Consider the following 20,789-nt stretch of genomic DNA (forward strand, 5'->3'; position numbering starts at 1 on the left):
AACCAACGATGAAAAAGTCTATTTGTATCTATTTCCAAATCCATCACCCTGAACGTCTTAGAAAATATCAATTCTTTGACATAGGTAAGAAACACAACTATTTCGATAATTACGCCAATCGTTCAGAGCTTGAAGATTTAGCCGAACATTGCTATTTGCCTGCCAATGCCCTCTTGTTAGAACTCATCAAAAAACACGAAGGCAAGTTCAAAGTTGCGTTTTCTATCACAGGAAGTGCTATCGACCAGCTCGAAATGCACACACCTGAGGTGATACGCTCTTTCCAAGAACTCGCCCAAACCGGTAGTGTAGAGTTTCTGGCAGAGACTTATTCGCATTCGTTGGCTTCACTTTCTGAAGATACCGATGAGTTTGAGCAACAGGTAAAACGCCACAGCACTACTATCAAACAGCTTTTTGGCAAAAAACCCGTAACTTTCCGCAATACCTCTCTTATCTATTCCGATAAAATAGGTGAACGCGTAGCAAAACTTGGTTTCAAAACAATGCTCACCGATGGCGCTAAGCACGTATTAGGTTGGAAGAGCCCCAATTTCGTTTATAAAAATGCTCTCGACGAAAATCTCAACCTTTTGCTCAAAAACAGCAAGCTAAGTGATGATATCGCCAATCGTTTTTCTGATAGAAACTGGAGTGAATACCCCCTCACTTCCGAAAAATACGTCTCTTGGGTAGAAAGCAGTTTGCAAGATACTGAAGTGCTCAACCTCTTTATGAACTACGAAGTTATAGGGTATTACAACAATGCTCAAAGCGGCATTTTCGACTTCTTGCGTTACTTCATAGAAAATATGTTAGCAAACCCTAACTATCAGTTTTTGTTACCCAAAGAAGTAGCCAAAAAGCACCCCGCTAAAGATGTATTGCCTGTGCCCTACCCTATTTCGTGGACAGACGAAGAGCGCGACACCACCTCTTGGCTCGGTAACGAATTGCAAAAAGAAGCTTTTAACGAGCTCTTTAAAGTACAACCTTTGGTAAGAAAGAAAAAGAATGCCGACCTCATTGAAGATTACAGTCGATTGCAAGGTAGCGAGCATTTCTATTTTATGCGTACCAAACTCTTTTCAGGCGCCGATTATCACAAGTACCTCCTACCCTACGATTCGCCCTACGAAGCTTTCATCAATTATATGAATGTGCTCAGCGATTTTATTGAAAGAGTAAAAAATTAGGTATTAGGACAGCTGAAAGATTTAATAATAATTTAAAAACAGACAAAATGAAAAATGCAGAAAAGAAGAGGAAAAGCAATTTCTTTGAAGGGATTGTTTCCGAAGAATTGAATGAACTGTCTGGAACTACAAGAGTTGCCGAGACAAACCCCGACGAAATGTCCACTGGACATTTAGGCAGTGAAGATTTTCTTTACTCGACCCCATTTAATGAGAAAGCGAATTCTATCACTAAAAACGTCGATAGCGACTTGGTGGAGAATCTTATCTTCACCCCATAGTAAAAAGCCCCTCGCGCAAGCAGGGGCTTTTTTATGATAAAAAACTTCGTCAAAGTTTGTAGCTCAAAAGGCTTTTAGAACTCTGACGAAGTTAAAATTGTAATTAAGTTTGAGAGCGATACTTTTAGTAATGTTGTTATAGTAAGCTATAGGTTATCACTCTATTGACCTATATACCTACGTTTATAGTGTGTTTCATAGGCAAACCATTTATCATTTTTGCGCTACAAAGGTAATACTTTCTTATTTACTTGTCAAGAGAATTAACATTTTTAACCTTCTGTATGGATAATATTAAGAAGACTTCGGGGCGTCCTTCTGTTAGTAGTTGTCTTGTGAGAAAAATAGCAAATTAGCAAAATTAGTAGAAAACTTAGCGGAAGTTTGTAAAATTCATTTTATTTTCTTTCTTTTGCGGTGAAAAGCTATTGAAACTCTGATTGGTATTGCAGTGAAGCCTATCACATTTCCTTTCTCAAAATGTGTGGTGATGTATTCTATCGGGTGAAATGAGGTAGGCAACAAAGCTATAAATGAATGATAGTCAGCAAAGGTGCTTATTAAAAATTAGAAAAACAAAAAATCATTAAATATGGATATAGATAAAACCATTGAAAATTTAGGAGGAATAGTTCCTCTTTATCCAAGAAAGCAAACTTACCCCAATGAGGAGTATTGGGCAAAAGTAGAAAAATTAGTTGGAGAGCAAATTCCTTCTGCTTATAAACTATTTGCTACTAAATACGGAGTATCAACACCTAATAACTTATTAAAAGTAGTGCCCTTTACAGAAGAAGCTGAATATCAACACCCAGAAAGTGTAGGTATTTCTAATTACACTTTTGAAGAAACAAGTATTAGTGTTTTCTTCGGAAAAGGAACTGACTACGATCTTGTTAAAACATTGAAAGAATTTAAAAAGAGAATGCCTGCCAAATTCTTGCCAATAGCAGATGATGGAATGGGGAATCTAATTGTTTTGTGTTTAGATTCAACAAACTTTGGAAAAGTATATTTTTGGGATGCTAATGTTGAATGGGATGAAGAAGATTATTTAGAAGAAACAGGCAAGATGATGCCCGAAGAAGCTAAATTTCAAAATTTATGGCTTATAGGCTTGAGTTTTGAGAATTTTTGGGAACGACTTTCAATTGATGAATGGGAGTAGTATTGGATATGTTGTAAAAAATGGCTATCTCACGATAATAGAAAAAGTTATGGATGAAAAAGTTAAAGTTTCTCTACAGATTGAAATCCCTCGTTTGAGTGAGGAAGTGGATATAGACTCTGTGCGAGAGGGATTAAAAGAGTATGTAAAATCTATTATTTCGAGGATTAATGTTGCAGATTTAGAGGATTGGAAGCTTTTGATAAGGATAACTTTACGCTCTACTAATGGAATAGGTGTTTTTAAACGGGCAATGCGCTACCCTTCGGATAAAGAATTTGAGTTTTCTATTTCTGTTGCCATACCTAATGAAAAGGAAGCTTTGTATGGGGTTTCTAAAAAAGTAGAAGAGGCTTTTTATGTACCGCTGAATAATAAGAACTTTTATGTATTAGAGGCTGATTTTGAGAATTATAGCAATCTGTACGAATATATATTGGAGAGTAGTAAGCTTGCCATTCATTTGGCTTTTACAAAAGGCATTAGCTGTAATGGAAAAAGAATTATATTTCTGAAAGATGTCAGCAATAAAAGAATATTCAAAAGTGCGATTCACATAAACAATTAATATAATGAGTAAATTAACAAAACAAGAACGGAGATATAGGCATCATTAAGCTAACAAACAATGACTTAAGTCTAAAATCCAAAAACATTTAGCCGTAGAATATACAATTAAAACATAGACTATGATTCATATCGAAAAAGGGAAGATTGATACATTTCAAGTGGGAGATTTCTCCAATAAAACAAGGGTAGAAACTAACACTCTTACATTTTTCTTTGAAATAGAAAACAAACGTATTCAAACTATTTCTGTTCGTGATGTAAAAGAGATGGAAGTATATGGCAAAGTGGTTACAGTAGCTACTCTTGATATGATTGTACAAGAAAAGCCTATTATAGATGGTGACTTCTATATTTATCCCAACTTACAGCTGTCGTTGTACATTGATTTTAAAAACAAAATCTTTGCACAAGTATTAGTTTTTGATAGTTCATTAGTAGATTTATACATTCCAAAAGAAAATAAACTGATAGAAGATAGCTTGCTGAGGTGTTCTAATATATTGGAATTAAATTCTTTTAAAGTAGTTAATCAATTTGTATTTAATACGACCTTAGAGGATTTTCAAAAGGAATACCACCTTACCTCAACACCTATTGAAGGAATAGGAGGGAAGAAAATATTTGAAAGTACTTCTTTATTGTTTGAATTTTACAATCAGCAGCTTTGTAGTATATATGTAAAAACGCCTCATTTATTTGATAAAATACTCGTAAAAGATTATGATTTGAATAATGATAAAGATATAAAAAGACTTATAAGCACTGAAAAAGTATTATATCACGCTCATTGGATAGTTATACCTGCTTTAGGAATTAGTTTTGAAGGAGATAACTTAACAAAGTTGTGTTTTTACAATGAATATGTAGCTCCTTTTTGGGAAAACACACACCGACCGATTACAAGTTGGTAATATTCCAGATGAACTCACGTTATTATAGTAGGCACGAGCTACAAGCTTGCGCCAGCGGAGGAAATATAATTAATAAATATAAAAATGGAAGATTTTGGAACATATTTAAAGAAAATAGATGAAAAAACCTCAGAAATACCTGAAAATAATTTACTTTTTTGGGGTAGTTGGTTTTGTGAGGGTTTATTACAAAGGTGTAAAAATCATATTCAAGTTTTTTTGACTGATGAAGAGGTTTTATTGATAAATGAAATCATAAGTTATTTGTGGAATCTCGTTGATGAAAAAGAACAAATCGATAGGAATAAAATTAATTTGTGGAGACAGCAACTCTATGAGATAGATGAAACATATTATTTTGAAGAAACAGATTGTCATCAAAAAGAAATGTTTGAGTTAATAGTTTCTTTAGATGAAATTTTAATCTATTGTCAGTCAGGAGAAAGAGGATTTGAATTTAGAGTTTCTCAATCAATTATAAATGTAATTGATATAATGCTACAAGATGAAGATAAGGACATATTATCAAAAGAAGGATTTCAAGATGCTTTGGTTCAAAATGAGATTAAAGCCCAATTTGAAATGATATCTTTGCTCAAAGAGAAAAAATTAACAAGTGAGTTTAAACATTATTTACGCAAGTAAGGAGGAAGTAATTGATAAGACACGAGCTAAAGTCGCTGAATACCTGTAAGCGAGTATGTGACTCGCGCCAGCAGAAGAATAAAATAAACATCACTAATATGAAATATTATATCATAAAAAATCGAAAAATGCCTTGGGGTGACTATGGGAATACCCTTTTTGAAGGATTACTTTCTGTAATGGATGAAAATTACGAAATTACTGAAGTACACAAAATAGAACGTGCTGCTCCGTATATTCCTGAAATATACACTACTATCTCAAACTATATAGTAGTTCGTGAGGATATAAAAGACTTATTGCTTAACAACGATATCAAGGGTATTGAAAAAGTACACCCTACTGAATTTACTAAATTGGTAGATATAGATTGGCAGAAGTGGGATTTGAACGCTCCAAATCCTAAAATATACCCTCGAGGAGGAGAGCCTATTAACTATATAAAAGGTAGAAAACACAATCCTAAATTCTTAGACCTTATTTCTCATTCATATTATAGTTTAGGTTTAGCTAAACAAGAAAAAATATTTGAGATAGTATCGGATAAAGATGATTATGAAAATTATACTGATATACGTATCAAAACAGCTGAAGTAAAATACGACTTATTTAAATGTGGCAGTATTATAGCTTCGGAGAAATTCAAAAACCTTATAGAAACTCATACGGATAATTGTTTGCGCTTTATTCCTTTACAGGAAAGTAAATAGCGCAGTAATGAAAAACAAGCCATTATCTCTGTTCAAAAAAATAGATTACATTAATTGTTTATATTATGTCACAAGATATTTTTAACGATTTATTCTTTGTAAGAAATAAATCAATGAGTTTTCAAGTTAGTGAAAAAGATACTGTTTTAGGTAGTAGAATAGGAGGGAATGAACCTATTTTCTTTTCTGAGCAGCGTATTCGTGAATTAAATTTAACAAATCATCTCTATTTTATGACTATAAGTAATGATTTGATAAAAGAAATAGATACAGAATTTTCTGTTTTTATTCCTAAAAAAATAGAAGACACTTTGTATCCCAAACATAATATTTTATGTGTTGGACACCCTTTTTCTAACAGAAAAGAAGGAATTTCATCTTTTTCTAATTCAAATATTGTAGGTAGAAAACTTGTCATAGGAAATTTACAAGAAGATATTGAAGAAATTGAAGATGAAGAAGAGGAAGAATCTTTTTTTGAAAGCGTTTATGGAAATAAAATTGGGGGTAATCCGTCGTTATTACAAGAAGAAGATTATTATTTTTCTAACTTAAAGACTAATAATTTTGATTTTATATTTCAATTTGATGAAAGTTCATATCAAAAAGGACAAGTAAAAGGAAATAAACCTTTTCTTAATGGTATTATTTATTTCTATGGAAAGATAAATAACCATAAAATAAGTAATATCATAGTAGGTTTTTGGCAAAAAGGGTAATATATCAGATGTGTTGTTAAATCCTCATTGATAAGTTATGAGTGAGACACTCGCGCCAGCAGGGAACAGAAATACAATAATATAAAGCTAAAAAAATGGAAACATCATTAAAAACAGACACTACAAAAATATTAAAAAAACTCATCAAGTTTTACAAAGAAAGAAATATTTCTGAAGAAGAAGAGTATGAGTTTACAGAAAGTTTTGTGGATAAATATTTGTCTGAAAATAACAAAATTAATCTGTTAGGAACTTTAGGCTTAACAGCCAATGCAGAAGCATTTGCACAACATTATTTGCTAAAAGGTGAAGCAAGCAAAGGAGTTAATAAATTAGTGCAAGGGCTCTATTGGATGTATAAATATATTCAATTACAAAACTTCTATACCCGAACGACTCCTTTTTTAGTTTATGAATTTGGGTATGCAATGGGAATTTCTTGGCTTTTGGGCAAGGATGAGATTCTGGAGACTATAATAGCAAAATTTGAAGAGTTTCTAAGGTATGAGAAAACAACAATGGTGACACATTCTTTTCACACAAGTTTTCTTTACTTGCTGTACAAAAAATACTTTACCTCTTTGGAAAAATATTTTGATAATGAGGATAGTATTTACGTTCGATTATTAGTGAATATTGAAAAATCGAATCAAGAGTTAATGCCTTTATTGATAGAGGCTTGTGACAATCATCTTATTCGTTCCTCGGCAATGAGCAACAAAGTGATTAATACTGAATTTTGCTGTTTAGACTTATATCCTTACGAGATATTTTGTTACCTATTGGTAAGGGAAAAAATGGGGTTTGAACCCCCTGTAATTCCTCATAAACTAATGGAAACATTGGTGGCGACAGCCGATCTTTCATTAGCTACTTATCATCCTGAAGATGATGTTTTATTAATGAAAATCCTCTCACTTTTAGAAAGGGGAAGGGAAATTAGGTTTTAGAGGATAGAAAACCGACAAATTGGGTAGTGTTTGGTAATATTTCAGCTGTGTTGTTAAAATTACAACAATTTGCTAATCAATGTAATATAAGAGGTTAATTGGTATAGGTGCGAGTCAGCGGGAAGCGAAAATAATTATTGTTAAGAATCATAAAAATCACATAGAATTAAATTATTAGTAAAATTATGTATATTGATCCACTTGAAAGAATGAAAAAAATCCATATCTGGATTGGATTTTTCTCCAAAGGAGAAAACGAATATGAACAATATTTTAATCAGGAAGAACCTCCTTGTCAATTTTGTAAAGATATTGATTGTGAGGAATATGACGAAGACTTTATCGGAATAATTCCTTTATTTGAGAAAAAAGTAGGGGTAGAACAATTATTAGATGAAGTGCCTATTGATGAAAATGAAATACCTAAAGTAATAGAGAAATGTAAAGCAATGAATATATCAGGGGGAAATGCTATTTTTTATATGACAGATGCTTCAATTGTTATAGAAAATACAGAGAAAAAGTATAATGAACTCAAATATATAGGGATATATGATAGCTCTTTATAAATAAAATCCAGCAGAAGTATAAAGCTGATAATATAAATATTAAAAGAATTTTACATCATCAATAACTATGTTTTTTTCAAAATTATTTAATAAAATAGAATTAACATCTGAAATGAAGTTAATGGCAGAAAAAATGATTGATAATAAATGGTTTAGAAATTGTGGAAAAGTTAATGATTTCAATATTCCTTTTGATTATCAATTCTCTTCAGGAATAGATGAAGTAGAAAAGCAGTTGTCTTATCGAAATGATATAAGAGGCTTTGTGACTTTGGAAAACCTTTTTATAGAAGTTGGCTTCAGAGGACAGATTTTTTTATCTCTACACAACAAAAAAGAACATAATTCTTGGAATAGAGTCACCGATTTAATAGTGAAAAATTATATTAAAAATAAAAAGTTTGATTTTTCTAAGATCGAATCTCTTTATTTTGATTCTGTTTACAATGTAAATGTCAATTTGCTTTTGAGAGAAATCTTTGTTACCACCTTAAGGGAAATCTATTTTCAGCAAAAAATTGAGAATTATCCATTCTTTTTCACAAAAATTATTGATATTTATTTGAAAGGAAATATCATAACAGGTTGGAAAGGGAAATTTAATAATCACAATCAACAAATAAAAGAAATTGCTCCTATCTCACCAGAAGAAGGGATTCTTACTGTTTGGTAGAACAAAATTAGTTTTAAAAATACAACAGCAGCCTATGAATTTATAGGCAAATATAAAAAACATCACTAAATTTCAGAAAAATGGACTTAAATAAGATATTGTATTTCTCCCTGTTGAGGTTTTGCGGGGAGCAGCAGGAAGAAAAAGAGGAACTTTTGAAAATTACAAACTACCAAAATGAGGAAGGTGATTTTCTGTTGGCTACACTGCCTAAAAAGAGAGAACTCGATGAACTGCTATATGCACTGAAAAACGATGCCTTATATAATAAACTACAAACAGAGATTTCTCGTTCTTGTTTTGAGGATATCTTTTCTCTTTTAGAAGTCTGTTTAAGAGCCTTTTATTACTACGACAACCATTATATCAATGATAGGTTACAATTCTTTTCGTTGATTCAGTTACTTAAAAAAGAGAATACTGAACACGCCTTTAAGTATTTATTGTTCTTTAATCCTTGTGGGGAAACTTTTATAGAAAGAAACCAACTCACAAAGCAGGGATATTTTATGGATAACATAGCTATTGATATAAAAGAGGTTTTTGAAAAGCTGTTTTCTGCTGTTTTTGAGTTAAAAAACAAGAAAGAATGTTATTACCAAATAGCTAAAAAGGATATAGAGTGCTTGTATTCTCTGTTAAGAGAAATTGTATATACTATTTTTGGAGCGCAAACGCTTATGCTTTCGCAGGCTGTAAAAACGTTTTTTGAGATAGACGAGGATAGAGAGAAGCTATACTTATCTCTTTCAAAAGCTATTGATTTTTACAAGTTAGTTAGCTTTGATAATGAAGATAATAGCGCCTCTCATTATTATATGAGAGATTATATGGGAGAAGAAAATCCTACTATAGAAAACAAGGTTTGCAAGAGTGCTAAAACTAAATATAAAAGTGAATGCTTGATAGATAGTTATCTTTTTAAGTATGCCAAAACTCCTGATGAGTTCATAGCTTTTTTGGGCTTTTTAAAAGCGCATAATTTTCAGCAATATATAAAATTCTCTATACTCCTATTTTCACACCCACTTATTATTTTCGATTGGGAGTTTAAAAGGGCTTTATGCCATTCTAAAATAAGAGAAGTTTTGCCCCAAGGGGGATATGCTATGAATCTATTAGACAAACTTAAAACAATCGTACAAAAGAACAACTAATTTCTTTTTACCATTATGAAAGAATTATTTTCAATAAAATCTTTTCCTGCTGAAGGGTTAAACAAACGAGATGTTGAGGATAGTACTGTAAGTGAGGCTTTGCAAACTATCTATCCTAAAAACAAATCGTCGAACTTATGTATGATATGGAATGGGGTGGTTTTGGGTTTAGAAATGCACGATGAGGTTGCCGATATTTATTGGGATATTATCAAAATGCTATACGATATGTATGAACAACCTTTGTCCGAAACAAAAGTGCATTGGGGTAGTAATGCATTTATGGCAGAGTGGATAATAAAACCCTACAATGATATGCTTTACATTAGTGCTTATTGGACAGCTTTAAAACACAAAAAGCATCTTTTGCCTGAGCTGAACACTCCTAATGGTACAATTCACATCAAAAAAGAGGTTTTTATTGCTTATTGGTTACAATTACTGAGAAAAATACAGGTTGATTTAAAGCAACAAGGTTATAATGAAAGTAATTTAGAAGATTTTTACCATATTGATACTATTTTTAAACACTATCATTCCCATTTTAAATAAAACTACAATGAGAACCATAAAGAAAAAAGCAACTAATATACAATTAAAATATACTCCATCAGCAGGTTGGTTGGATATCAATTTTGGCGAAGAGGTTTTTCGTTTGCTAAAAGGGGAGGTAATGCTCGACAAAACCCCTTATAGCGATGAAACTTTAGTACCTATTGAAAATCCAACCATAGAAGGTGATATTTTCTCCTATCAAGTAGGAAAAACCTTATATAAAATGGACTGCTCCACTATGGAAGGGGCTATGGATTTGGCGCTGCTGGTGCAAAAGCTAAAGGATGAAACTAAAATAGTAAAGAATTCTATTGATGAGAATTTTGAAATTATTTTGGAAGAAAGAGATTTTAGTTTTAGTATTGGTGATTTCAATAGAATGATATTGATAGACTATAATGAATACGGGAATGAATTTACAGAACGTTTCCCAGAACCAACGAAGTGTTATACAATGGGAGATTATCACGTGGAAAATGGCATTATTTACATACAAACAGTAGGGAGAAATTTAGATGATGAGAATGACCCTGTGATAGATTATCAATATCAGTGGCAGCTGAAACTAAATAAGGTACTGCAAACTACTCTTGAGCGATTGCTAGAAATAGGAAGAGGGAAGAAGAATATGAATATTTGAAGACCTCCCCGTGTTGAGTAAAAAAAACTTGCAAAATCATTATTTCTTTGGATTTTTGCAAAAAAAGCAAGAGCTCACTTTTTAGCGGGTGTGCTCTTGCAGCGTGTTAAAAATAATAAAGTCTATACTAAATCAATAGAGGCTAACTCCATACCGTATAATTTTATGCCTTGAAATATTTTTTGAGCTTGTTTCTCTGAGGGATATTTTTTACGAGTTTTGTACTGAGAGATAAGGCTATTACTTACACCTATCTTTTGGCTTAACGAAAGGATATTAATACCATTATAATACTCTAAGAATTGTGCTAAATCAAACTTTATTTCTATATCGCTTTCTTTAGCTAAAGGTTTTTGTTCCTCCTCTAAAAGCATATTTAGGGCTTCGAGCATATTTTCTTTTAGCTCGGCATAAGTATCGCCTACAGTGGCTACATTAGCATTTTCAGCATAAGCTGAATAACCTGTATTGGTTTTTTCTACGATAAAAATGTATTTCATATTTATTTTTTTGACATTGCAAAGGTAAAATATTTTTTACTTACACACAAGTTTTCTGTAACTTTTAGTAGAAAAAAGCAATTTATTTCTTTGGATTTTTGCAAAAAACGGCAAATTATTTCTTTGGATAATTTTAATTTTGTATCTTTGTCGCCTGATATATAACTCTTTATCTTTTATAAGATGTATTACCCAAGACTAATAGACAGCTATCTAAAAGAATGGGCTTTACGCCCTGCTCGCAAACCTTTGTTGTTAAGGGGTGCCCGTCAGGTGGGTAAATCGACAGCAGTAAGAGAGTTGGGCAAACAATTTGAAAATTTCGTAGAAATAAACTTAGAAAAGCAACCTTCATTTATACAACTCTTTCAGGGAGACCTCGATGTAAAGCGTATAGTGCCTCAGCTTTCGGCTATGGTGGGCAAGCCTATTGTCGCTGGGCAAACACTGCTTTTTATAGACGAGATACAAGCGGCAGGCGAGGCGATTATGGCATTGCGTTTTTTTAAAGAAGATATGCCCGATTTGCACGTGATAGCCGCAGGTTCTCTCTTAGAGTTTGCTCTCGAAACATTGCCAACTTTTGGGGTGGGGCGTATCCACTCTATGTTTGTCTACCCAATGACTTTTGATGAGTTTTTAAGGGCTTGTGGCGAAACTTTGCTATTGGAAGCGCGCAATAGTGCTACTGCCGAAGCGCCTTTACCACTACCTTTACACGAGAAGTTAGTAGGGTTATTTCGCTCTTATATGTTGGTAGGAGGGATGCCAGAGGTAGTAGCCAAATGGGTAGCCACACGCGATTATTTGGCTTGCCAAGAGGTGCAAGACGATATTGTACTCACCTATCATGACGATTTTCCTAAATACCGAAAGAGAGTAGACCCTACCTTGCTTAGACTTACCCTACAAAGCGTCGCCTTGCAAATAGGCAGTAAGTTTGTCTATTCGCAAGTGGGAGGAGGGGGATACCATAGTAATGACGTAAAAAAAGCGTTGGAATTGCTTATTTTAGCGGGTATAATCATCCCTGTAACGCACACCGATGCCAACGGGCTTCCGTTAGGAAGTGAAGCCGACCCTACTTATAGGAAAATGCTACTGCTCGACAGTGGGTTGCTACTCCGTTGGCTTGATATGACAGGCGACATCACAGAGCTTACAACCCAAATACTCACCCAAAACCCTACCGACTTAGTAAACAAAGGGGCGCTTACTGAGATGATTGCAGGACTTGAACTATTGCGATACCGCACCCCCAATATGCGTCACGAGTTGTTTTACTGGGTGCGCAGAGCCAAAAATGCACAGGCAGAGGTAGATTATCTCATACCCTACGAGTCGGCAGTATTGCCTATAGAAGTAAAAGCAGGCACACAAGGAGGAATGAAGAGTTTGTGGCAGTTTATGCGCGAAAAGAAGCTAAAGAACGCCATAAGAGCCTCATTAGAGAACTTTGGAACGTTCTCCTATACCGATACTGAAGAAGGAGCAGAGCGCACAGTGAGGGTATGTCCGCTATTTGCATTATCACAAATCAGGCAGTAAGTATCCTTAAGAAGTTATTGGAAATATGTTATTAGAAGAGAAAATATACCTATTACAGCTTATAAAGGAACTCAACAAGGAGGGAGAAGTTTCTATCCCCAGTGTAGATAGGTGCCTTATTAGAAAATATCCTGAAATAATATACCAAGGCAAGCTAAAAATGTATCTATCGGACTTAGAAGAAGAGGGATATCTCGTTTTTGTAGATGCTATTACCCTGCAACTCACTCAAAAAGGAAAGGATTATCTTACTTTTTATAAACCACAGCAAGAATAGAGGCACGAGCTGAAAGCTCGCACCAGCAGAGCGATACACTCGCACCAATGATACGGAATATATAGGAGAATAAGGATTTTAATTATGATAAATGTAACTTCAATACCTCTTTTTGAAAATTTGATTCAATATAAGTTTAGTAATATTTATTATGATTTTCATAATGACTATTATTGTCAAAAAATATCCTATTTTGATAATGAGTTATTTATATATCTAAACCATATTGAAGAGAATAAAAATATGATTTTTAATTTTATAAATGTAACGATTACTAATTTTTCTTTTTACCCCCAAATAAAAGAAACAGAAGGTTTTACAATAGATACTTTATATAGAGGCAGATTTGAAACTAAAGGGAAATTGAGGGAACTTTCGGATGATAGAAGAGGATACTTTTATTTAGAGTTTTATGAAGGACAAAAGATTGAATTTTGGGCGGAATACATAGTTTTAAGCGAAGAATAATCCTATTTTATTGAGTAAAATAAAGAATTTAGTAATGTCTCGGATATATTCTTAAAATCTCAACAACCTACCCCAATCAATAAAATATTTATAAGATGATATAGTTATGGAACTAACATTATTAAACTATGAAGACAAAAAAACTGTAATATCGTATGATATGCAGAACAATGAATATTGGAAAATCTTTTATAATACAGAAAGAAAAGGATTTTATGATATTTGGGAGAATGATATTTTTGGAGTAATAGTCTTAAATCAAACAACTTGGATGTTTGTAGAGACAAATATATTTAGGCTGACAGATATATCCAAGATTGAAAACAATATAACAAGTGAAATTACATCTTTATTTGTAAAAACAATATTAGGTAATGAATATCATTTGGTTACAACTATTGATTTAAAATCTGACTATGTGTTTGAATCTGATTATTATGTAGATGGCACAGAATATAATCTTGGGCTATATATTGAAAAATTAAAAAGAGAAACAGCATCTGAAGAATTATTTATAGAAAATGTCTTAGCAAATGGTTTAATAATACAATAAAAGTGTAATGTGGTAATGTTTTTAGCTCTCAGTTGGTGAATATAAGCAAAATAAGATGTAAAAAATGAAAACAACATTTGATATTGATGATATTAATATTATAATTAAAAGTTACAATCCCGATATCATAACCATTGATAAATATAGCTCTGGATTGAGGAGATTACTTTTATTTCTGTATAGTAAAAAAAATAAAGAGGTTTTGTATATAGTATTTTTAGGAAGTCGTTTTATAAAAGCTGATTTTAGTTGGAAAAACCCTTGTTTATCTATATCATATAATGAAGATAAGCAAGAAGTTATTTTAGAAGATAAAAATAATGATTTCAAAATAATTTCATCAGGAGGTATCATTTTATTAAAAGGAAAGCCAAATGAATTTGAGAATATCTTTGATAATTGGTAATGTATCAGATGTGTTGTTAAAACCTCAACAACCTACCATGCAGTACAATGTAAAAAGATAAAGCCTGATTGATAGGGTGCAAGCGCGGGGATAGATGAACATAATTGCTTAGGCAATTGAAAGATAAAGGTATAAAAATAGATTGTAATTAAAATGAATATCAAAAATTTCAAAGAAAAGCTAATAGAGAAATTATATAGCTTATCTGATATAAACAAATCTATATATTCTATGTATTGCATAGAAAGAATCTATGGGTTATATTTGTTATATACAAAAAAATTCAATATAAATACCATTTATGCTAATCAAATAAAGCAAAGATTATGGGAAAGTATTTTTTATAGCAACAAGGATTTAAATAATTTGAATAGAGAAATAGAAAATATTTTGCCAAAAGAAGATTTTCAAGGATGGGAAGTTGCATTAGCAATTAATATGAGTATTTGCTTTGATATATCTTTTAAATCAATGAATAATGATCATAAAAATGAGGTGTCGGGTTTATATGTATATGATTCTATATTCCAAGTATGCTGTTTTTTATCTCATCAAAAATTTATTGATAAACATTTACTTAACAGAATAGAAAATAGTGTTATTATTGCAGAAGAAGTAAATTATCAAATTCAGTATCTTCAGTATTTAGAAAACAAAAAAGTATCATTAGAAGAATTAAAGTTTTATAAAAATTATTGGGAGAATAATACTCTATCCATTCAATATATAAAAGATAAATGGTAGAAATAAGGTATTAGATGTTCAACACCCTACCAAGCAGTATAATGTAAAAAGATAAAATAATTATAGAGGCACGAGCTGAAAACTCGCGCCAGCAGAGGGAAGGACTTGACTTAGGAATTATGTATAAAGAGTAAATGTATGACACAATATAATAATCTATTGATTGAAGATATTTTTCTATCGGGATTTGTAGAACGAGAGGGAGAAATATCTGTATTTAAACCTATGTTTTGGTGGTGTTTTCTTAAATTGGATAATGGAAAGATAATAGAAATATCTTCTAATGATGGTAACATCAAACTTGTAGAGACACCAAAGATAAATTGTAATTTTGATTTAGAAGAGGAAGATATTTTCTGCATAATGTCCCATTCTCCTATAGAAAACTATGGAAGAATAATTGATATGAGATATTTATTTGATGAAACTGGAAATGTGGTCACATTAAAGATTGAAACTTCTTCTCATCGTATACAAATAAATGCTACAACATCATTTGAAGGATTAGATATTTCCATCATAAGATAAACGGTAGAAATAAGGTAATGTATCAGCTGTGCTGTTAAGTTATAAAAATTTGTTAATCAATGTAATATAAAATAGGAACTTAATTGGTATAGGCGCGAGCTGCAAGAGGTGTGCCAGCGAGGAAACATATCCTAATGGAAATATAAACCTTGATAAATTTAATAATAAGCATCAATTTGTAAATAATTATGTTGTCTCACTTGAAAGAAAAATATCACTTAGACAATGTTTCTGCAAACTACATTTCTTCCAAAAGAAGTGCCATACGGCTATATCGAAATAGAGTAGTAGAAATAATATTTTCCGAAGAGAATATAGATTCTTTAGATGATTTTTTACCTTTTGCAGATACATTAAAGGAAATAACTCTTTATAAATGTAATTTATCAGATTTAAATGCGTTAAAACGATTTGAGCGACTTAAAGACTTAAAGTTAGAATATTGCTCTTTTCCTAATATGGATATATTTAATAACTTTCCTGATTTACCTGACTTGAAGACTTTAGAAATTACAAAGAATAAGAAGATAAACAATTTAAACATCAGTAGTAACTCAATTAAAACATTAAACATCTCGGACACATCAATAACGAATTTAGCTAATGTAAATATTCCCAAATTAAAGGAATTACGCACAACAAATAATTACATTAAGTTTATAGATAAATCCTTTCCTAAATTAGAGAATTTATATGTAGATTTTAAAGATTTTGATTTTTATTCTTTGAAAAACACTCCAAATTTGCAGAAATTGTACGGTTATAACTCTGATACAAATCAAAAATTAGAGGGATTAGAAAATTGTAGGAAACTAAAACATTTAGATTTATATGATTCTCCATTTACTGATTTTCTTCCTTTTAAAAAGTTAAAATCTCTTGAGTTTTTAGATATACAAGAAAATAAAATAGAGAGTTTGATAGGGGTAGAACAGATGCCTCATTTAAAAAAACTGTATATGTTTTATAATCCTATTAAAGAAATAAGTGATATAACTCCTATTAAAAATTTGCAAGTAATAGCTATAGAAAAGCATAAAATATTAAAAATTGTAGATGATTTGAATCTTTTAGGAATTAAGTACATAACATTAGGTGAAGGATAACTTGGGAATGGGGCTAATGTTTCAGCCGCGTTGTTAAGTTTATTGCATTACTCCAAAATCACTATGTAGAACTATAGAAATAAGAGTTTTTAAAACCTAATTAATAAGACAGTAGCAACAAGAGGCGTGGCAGTAGGGCGAAACGCTCACACTATCGAGGAAGTTTTAAAATTTATGAATAATGGAAAAGATATTTTACTTAATAAGTGATCCTTCTCAAAATATTCCAGAAGCAGATAACAATTGGATTGAAGAGCTAAAAAATAAAGAAATAATCTGTTCTTGTGGGAATGTTATATCCCCCTCACCTATTGATATATATCTTAGTGAAAAGTTTAGAAAAAACTTTGCTCCACTTACTGCTGTTATAGGAGTGAATATTCAAATGTTACGAAAAGACCTTATGTCTATATTAGAAATAAATAATATAGAAAAAATGTTTTTTATAGGGGATGTATATGATGTAAATAAAAAGAAATCTGAAGACTATATTTCAATGGTTCCTAAAAAAGTAGTTCCTATAAGAGGAGGAAAGGAATCCTCCTGCAAAAGATGTGAGCAATGTGGTAGGGTAATGTATTTTCCACTTCCTTTGAATAATTGGTATATTCTAAAAAATGATATTCCAAATTTGCCCTTATTTCCTAGTACTCTTTATGGGATTATTATAGATGAGTTAAAATATAAAGAATTAAAATTGTCAGGGATAAAGAAAATAAGCTATGACAAACTGAAAGTATTAAATAAAGCAATAGATGGTTATGATAGCCTCTTTAATGTAGATTAATAATATAGGTACTCGCTATAAGAAGCATACCAGCGGGGGGCTTGAAATACCAAACACAGATTTAAATAAACTTAAAATGAAATGTATATGAGAATTAATGCTAACCTTTTCTTATATAAAGAAGGGCGCAAAACCCCTTTTTCAAACGGTTACCGTCCTTTGTTTAGCATAAATGGAAAAAATTATTCTGGGGAAATACATCTAAAGGATAGAAATTATTTATCCCCTAGCGAAAAATCTATTGTAAAAATAGTTTTTTTTCACGATTATTTAGAATTACAAGTAGGAGATATTTTGTATTTTAGTGAAGACACAAGAATAATTTTAGGAGAAATAGAGGTTTTAGAAATTGACTAATATTTTAGCTGTGTTGCTAAAACCATAGTACCTTACCTGAAACTGGTTTATATATCTCTCAAGACCCCATAGGTCTTGCAGGCAACAACCCTAACTTCTATGCGGATGTGTTTGATAGCAATATACAAGTGGATGTCTTTGGGTTGGATTGTAACACTATAGAGAAAGTTAGAGAATTAGTAGATAAAATACCTGATGAAGATAAAGCAATATTCAAATGTAAGGATTTTGCAGAAAAATTGAAAAGTTTGATGAAAGAAGCTGGAATAACAGGTAAGCATATTCAAATTCAAAATGTAATAGCCCCTAATATAATATCAAAAAAGAATGGAATTATAGGTAAAAATAAGTTTCATGAAGCAATCGAAATTGATAGTATAGTTTTTGATAATTTAGAAACAAAAGGAGTAAAATTGGATAATTGGTTGGATGATATAGATTTTCATTTTAACAATAAGTATAAAACACAATATATTAATATTTTAGAATGGTGAAAATAACAAGTTATACAAAACGGGAATACATTGATTATAGCTTATCTGAGTTAATAGAACTTTTAAAAGCTAAAAGTATTATGTTTTTTGGAGAAGAAGAAAAATTCGATAATTTGTATTTTTTTATAATTGGTTTTCTTTTTCATAAAAATACTTCAGGAAAAAATGTAGAAGAAAAATTCTTATTTTTTGACGAATGGTTATATATTAAATATGATTTAAAAATAAGAGATAATTGGAGAAATATTTATAATGATTTATTTACAGATGAATCTGAAAAAATAAATACATTCTATAAAGATTATCAAGAATTTAATAAAATAGAAAGGTAATGGTAACATCTCAAATGTATTGTTAAAACCATAGTACTACTCACCCGAAACTGGTTTATATATCTCTCAAGACTCCATAGGTCTTGCAGGCAACAACCCCAACTTCTATGCGGATATGTTTGGGTTATAGAGTATAAAGGAATGAGCTTAGAGAAGGGATTATGAGTGGTAAGATAAAATGTAAAAATTAGTTTTATGAATTATTATACAATAAAAAGTTACAGCAAACATATTACAGAAGAAAATTTTATGTTGGAAATGATTGACCTTAATGATAATCGTTGGTTAATCAATTATGGAATGCAGTTAGATGAATCCTTTGATTACGTCAATTTTAAGCTGTATGGAGAAGAAAAATTATTCTTTGATCAAGATATTATCACTCCTTATTTTGGGATTTATTTGGCAAGTGAAAGATTCCAAAATGCTATTTTACAAAATTCTAAAATAAGTAAGGAAATACAATTGTTGTCCTTTAGGCTATTTAATGCTAATGATGAGGAGATAAAACATAATTATAAGATTATCAACTTTCTACAAACAGAAGAATGTATTGATTGGGAGCAATCATACTTTAAGATAAGAGATGAAACAAAGAAAAGTTATGTTTTTCTTGATGCCATTTTTGATTCTCAGAAAATAGCAACACTTACCAAAGATTGGATATGTGTAGATAGTGAAAAAAGTATTTTTGTTTCAGAAGCAATAAAAAATGAATGGGAGAAAATGCATTTGAAAAGTCTTACTTTTTCATCAGTAAGCTAATTCAAAAACACAACGTATGAAATTTTAGATTTGCAAGAAAGTGAAATAGAGAGTCTTGAGGGCTTAGAACAGATGCACAATTTAAAAGTACTTGAGCTATTTGGTAATCCAATGCAAAAGATAAATAGTATAAAGCCTATTCAGCATTTAAAGCAATTTGGTATTGAAAGACATAAAGTCTCTCCTTATATGAGAAGACAAATGAAAAAAAATGGCATTATATATTGTTGGATATAATGGCTAATGTATCAGCTGCGTTGTTAAATCGCAAAAACTTACTGAGTAATACAACACAAAAACTCATAGAACGCTAACGAAGAACCCCTATAAATAACATCAGTTCGATATAACAGAGCATTGATTTACAGCTCTGTATCATAATATATTCGCAAAATAATTCACCGTCAGGCGAAAATTCGTGTTCACATACCCAGCTGCGCCAACTCGCTGGCTTTGTGGGAGATTTAAAATGTTTCGCTGATTGTTAAATGAATACTTACGTCGAACTCACGTTAAGTTATATGCAGAATCTTAAAACGAAAAAGATGATATTGTTGCTATTTACAAGAAAAGGTAGCAAATAGAGTCTCTTTCTAAACTACTTAAGCAAAACTTTCCTTTATACTATTCTACAGATAGGGGGTTAGATTTTTACACTTACACCAACTTTGAATGATAGTACATTGCCAAAAGCTACTTGTCCGTTGAGACCTACATTTTTGAAGATGAAGTAACGGAAGCCCAAGTGAACGTTCCACAATGCGAGATTATCGGGGTGTTCTCTTCTGAATTTTTCGGGGATAGGGGAGGAAGAGGTCTCACAACCTCCAGAACTATAACTATCAGGAGTGTTGCTTTGCCAAAAGCAGTAGCCTACAGAGAGACCGCTATACCAATCGGTAGTGATGCGATGATCAAAATGCAAATCGGCGCTGAGCTCAGGCACATAAGCGGTTTCGTACTTACTATTGAGGTTAAAACTCTGATTAGAAAGATTAGCACCTACCGAGATACGAGGCGTCACTCCATAGTGTACACCTCCGCCAATAATACCTCCTATAAACGAAGCACCTGTTTGTACATCAATAAATACATTGCCTTTGTTGTAGGCTTCTTGAGCGCTTATTTGCAATGCAAAAAACAATAGCGTAAAGAATAAGAGATTTTTCATAAAGGATAA

General features: G+C 31.5%; 29 protein-coding genes. 27 read left to right on the forward strand and 2 right to left on the reverse strand.

Annotation, left to right across the window (positions count from 1 at the left end; all coding sequences use genetic code 11):
* Positions 1–8: 8 nt before the first annotated feature.
* From CBG49_RS01490 to CBG49_RS01555, 14 genes are all read left to right on the forward strand, one after another.
* The gene (locus tag CBG49_RS01490; RefSeq protein WP_088593076.1) at positions 9–1,196 is read left to right on the forward strand and encodes a glycoside hydrolase family 57 protein; all 1,188 of its coding nucleotides are present in this window, start codon (positions 9–11) and stop codon (positions 1,194–1,196) included.
* Between the two features lie 47 nt (positions 1,197–1,243).
* A complete protein-coding gene (locus CBG49_RS01495; protein ID WP_088593077.1) occupies positions 1,244–1,477 on the forward strand; it encodes a hypothetical protein in 234 nt (77 codons plus the stop codon).
* 592 nt (positions 1,478–2,069) lie between these two features.
* Positions 2,070–2,645 (forward strand): SMI1/KNR4 family protein, encoded by a 576-nt coding sequence (locus CBG49_RS01500; RefSeq protein ID WP_088593078.1) that lies wholly within the window; start codon positions 2,070–2,072, stop codon positions 2,643–2,645.
* Positions 2,646–2,694: 49 nt separating this feature from the next.
* On the forward strand, positions 2,695–3,213 hold the full coding sequence (imm9, locus tag CBG49_RS01505) for an Imm9 family immunity protein (protein WP_088595231.1): 519 nt from the start codon (positions 2,695–2,697) through the stop codon (positions 3,211–3,213).
* A 121-nt stretch (positions 3,214–3,334) separates the two neighbouring features.
* A complete protein-coding gene (locus CBG49_RS01510) occupies positions 3,335–4,126 on the forward strand; it encodes a hypothetical protein (RefSeq protein ID WP_088593079.1) in 792 nt (263 codons plus the stop codon).
* An 84-nt stretch (positions 4,127–4,210) separates the two neighbouring features.
* The gene (locus tag CBG49_RS15900; RefSeq protein WP_193433074.1) at positions 4,211–4,771 is read left to right on the forward strand and encodes a hypothetical protein; all 561 of its coding nucleotides are present in this window, start codon (positions 4,211–4,213) and stop codon (positions 4,769–4,771) included.
* Positions 4,772–4,869: 98 nt separating this feature from the next.
* The gene (locus tag CBG49_RS01520) at positions 4,870–5,481 is read left to right on the forward strand and encodes a hypothetical protein (RefSeq protein WP_088593080.1); all 612 of its coding nucleotides are present in this window, start codon (positions 4,870–4,872) and stop codon (positions 5,479–5,481) included.
* A gap of 65 nt (positions 5,482–5,546) precedes the next feature.
* Positions 5,547–6,200 carry a hypothetical protein gene (locus CBG49_RS01525; RefSeq protein WP_088593081.1) on the forward strand — a complete coding sequence of 218 codons (654 nt, stop codon included), beginning with the start codon at positions 5,547–5,549 and terminating at the stop codon, positions 6,198–6,200.
* A 95-nt stretch (positions 6,201–6,295) separates the two neighbouring features.
* On the forward strand, positions 6,296–7,150 hold the full coding sequence (locus CBG49_RS01530; RefSeq protein ID WP_088593082.1) for a hypothetical protein: 855 nt from the start codon (positions 6,296–6,298) through the stop codon (positions 7,148–7,150).
* 209 nt (positions 7,151–7,359) lie between these two features.
* Entirely contained in the window at positions 7,360–7,719 is a 360-nt protein-coding gene (locus CBG49_RS01535; RefSeq protein ID WP_227002927.1) for an immunity 22 family protein, read from the forward strand.
* Between the two features lie 121 nt (positions 7,720–7,840).
* Positions 7,841–8,392: a hypothetical protein gene (locus CBG49_RS01540; protein ID WP_227002928.1), complete on the forward strand. Its 552-nt coding sequence runs from the start codon at positions 7,841–7,843 to the stop codon at positions 8,390–8,392.
* Positions 8,393–8,472: 80 nt separating this feature from the next.
* Complete coding sequence (locus CBG49_RS01545; RefSeq protein ID WP_088593085.1) at positions 8,473–9,549, forward strand: hypothetical protein; 1,077 nt, start codon at positions 8,473–8,475, stop codon at positions 9,547–9,549.
* 15 nt (positions 9,550–9,564) lie between these two features.
* Entirely contained in the window at positions 9,565–10,101 is a 537-nt protein-coding gene (locus CBG49_RS01550) for a hypothetical protein (protein ID WP_088593086.1), read from the forward strand.
* Positions 10,102–10,108: 7 nt separating this feature from the next.
* Positions 10,109–10,744, forward strand: coding sequence for a DUF8184 family protein (locus CBG49_RS01555; protein ID WP_088593087.1), 636 nt, complete (start codon positions 10,109–10,111; stop codon positions 10,742–10,744).
* A 122-nt stretch (positions 10,745–10,866) separates the two neighbouring features.
* On the opposite strand, the gene CBG49_RS01560 is transcribed toward CBG49_RS01555, so the two are convergent.
* The gene (locus CBG49_RS01560) at positions 10,867–11,244 is read right to left on the reverse strand and encodes a type II toxin-antitoxin system HicB family antitoxin (protein WP_088593088.1); all 378 of its coding nucleotides are present in this window, start codon (positions 11,242–11,244) and stop codon (positions 10,867–10,869) included.
* Between the two features lie 183 nt (positions 11,245–11,427).
* Here CBG49_RS01560 and CBG49_RS01565 point away from each other — a divergent pair, with 183 nt between their 5' ends.
* From CBG49_RS01565 to CBG49_RS01625, 13 genes are all read left to right on the forward strand, one after another.
* Positions 11,428–12,792: an ATP-binding protein gene (locus tag CBG49_RS01565; protein WP_088593089.1), complete on the forward strand. Its 1,365-nt coding sequence runs from the start codon at positions 11,428–11,430 to the stop codon at positions 12,790–12,792.
* Positions 12,793–12,817: 25 nt separating this feature from the next.
* Complete coding sequence (locus CBG49_RS01570) at positions 12,818–13,069, forward strand: hypothetical protein (protein WP_088593090.1); 252 nt, start codon at positions 12,818–12,820, stop codon at positions 13,067–13,069.
* Between the two features lie 84 nt (positions 13,070–13,153).
* Positions 13,154–13,537 (forward strand): hypothetical protein, encoded by a 384-nt coding sequence (locus CBG49_RS01575; protein ID WP_088593091.1) that lies wholly within the window; start codon positions 13,154–13,156, stop codon positions 13,535–13,537.
* Between the two features lie 106 nt (positions 13,538–13,643).
* Positions 13,644–14,090 (forward strand): hypothetical protein, encoded by a 447-nt coding sequence (locus CBG49_RS01580; protein WP_088593092.1) that lies wholly within the window; start codon positions 13,644–13,646, stop codon positions 14,088–14,090.
* A 64-nt stretch (positions 14,091–14,154) separates the two neighbouring features.
* Complete coding sequence (locus tag CBG49_RS01585; protein ID WP_088593093.1) at positions 14,155–14,496, forward strand: hypothetical protein; 342 nt, start codon at positions 14,155–14,157, stop codon at positions 14,494–14,496.
* Between the two features lie 153 nt (positions 14,497–14,649).
* On the forward strand, positions 14,650–15,240 hold the full coding sequence (locus tag CBG49_RS01590) for a DUF416 family protein (protein ID WP_088593094.1): 591 nt from the start codon (positions 14,650–14,652) through the stop codon (positions 15,238–15,240).
* Positions 15,241–15,378: 138 nt separating this feature from the next.
* The gene (locus tag CBG49_RS01595; protein WP_088593095.1) at positions 15,379–15,768 is read left to right on the forward strand and encodes a hypothetical protein; all 390 of its coding nucleotides are present in this window, start codon (positions 15,379–15,381) and stop codon (positions 15,766–15,768) included.
* A gap of 200 nt (positions 15,769–15,968) precedes the next feature.
* Positions 15,969–16,874: a leucine-rich repeat domain-containing protein gene (locus tag CBG49_RS01600; RefSeq protein ID WP_157668342.1), complete on the forward strand. Its 906-nt coding sequence runs from the start codon at positions 15,969–15,971 to the stop codon at positions 16,872–16,874.
* Positions 16,875–17,055: 181 nt separating this feature from the next.
* A complete protein-coding gene (locus tag CBG49_RS01605) occupies positions 17,056–17,661 on the forward strand; it encodes a hypothetical protein (RefSeq protein WP_088593097.1) in 606 nt (201 codons plus the stop codon).
* 87 nt (positions 17,662–17,748) lie between these two features.
* Complete coding sequence (locus CBG49_RS01610; RefSeq protein WP_088593098.1) at positions 17,749–18,018, forward strand: hypothetical protein; 270 nt, start codon at positions 17,749–17,751, stop codon at positions 18,016–18,018.
* Between the two features lie 107 nt (positions 18,019–18,125).
* Positions 18,126–18,512 (forward strand): papain fold toxin domain-containing protein, encoded by a 387-nt coding sequence (locus tag CBG49_RS01615; protein WP_088595232.1) that lies wholly within the window; start codon positions 18,126–18,128, stop codon positions 18,510–18,512.
* Positions 18,506–18,844: a hypothetical protein gene (locus tag CBG49_RS01620; RefSeq protein ID WP_009411958.1), complete on the forward strand. Its 339-nt coding sequence runs from the start codon at positions 18,506–18,508 to the stop codon at positions 18,842–18,844. The genes CBG49_RS01615 and CBG49_RS01620 overlap by 7 nt, the downstream gene beginning before the upstream one ends.
* 195 nt (positions 18,845–19,039) lie before the next feature.
* Positions 19,040–19,609, forward strand: a complete 570-nt coding sequence (locus CBG49_RS01625; RefSeq protein WP_088593099.1) for a hypothetical protein — start codon at positions 19,040–19,042, stop codon at positions 19,607–19,609.
* Positions 19,610–20,252: 643 nt separating this feature from the next.
* Here CBG49_RS01625 and CBG49_RS01635 read toward each other — a convergent pair.
* Positions 20,253–20,780, reverse strand: a complete 528-nt coding sequence (locus tag CBG49_RS01635; RefSeq protein WP_088593101.1) for a hypothetical protein — start codon at positions 20,778–20,780, stop codon at positions 20,253–20,255.
* Positions 20,781–20,789: the final 9 nt, after the last annotated feature.

The organism is Capnocytophaga endodontalis, assembly GCF_002209445.1.
Lineage (GTDB): Bacteria > Bacteroidota > Bacteroidia > Flavobacteriales > Flavobacteriaceae > Capnocytophaga > Capnocytophaga periodontitidis.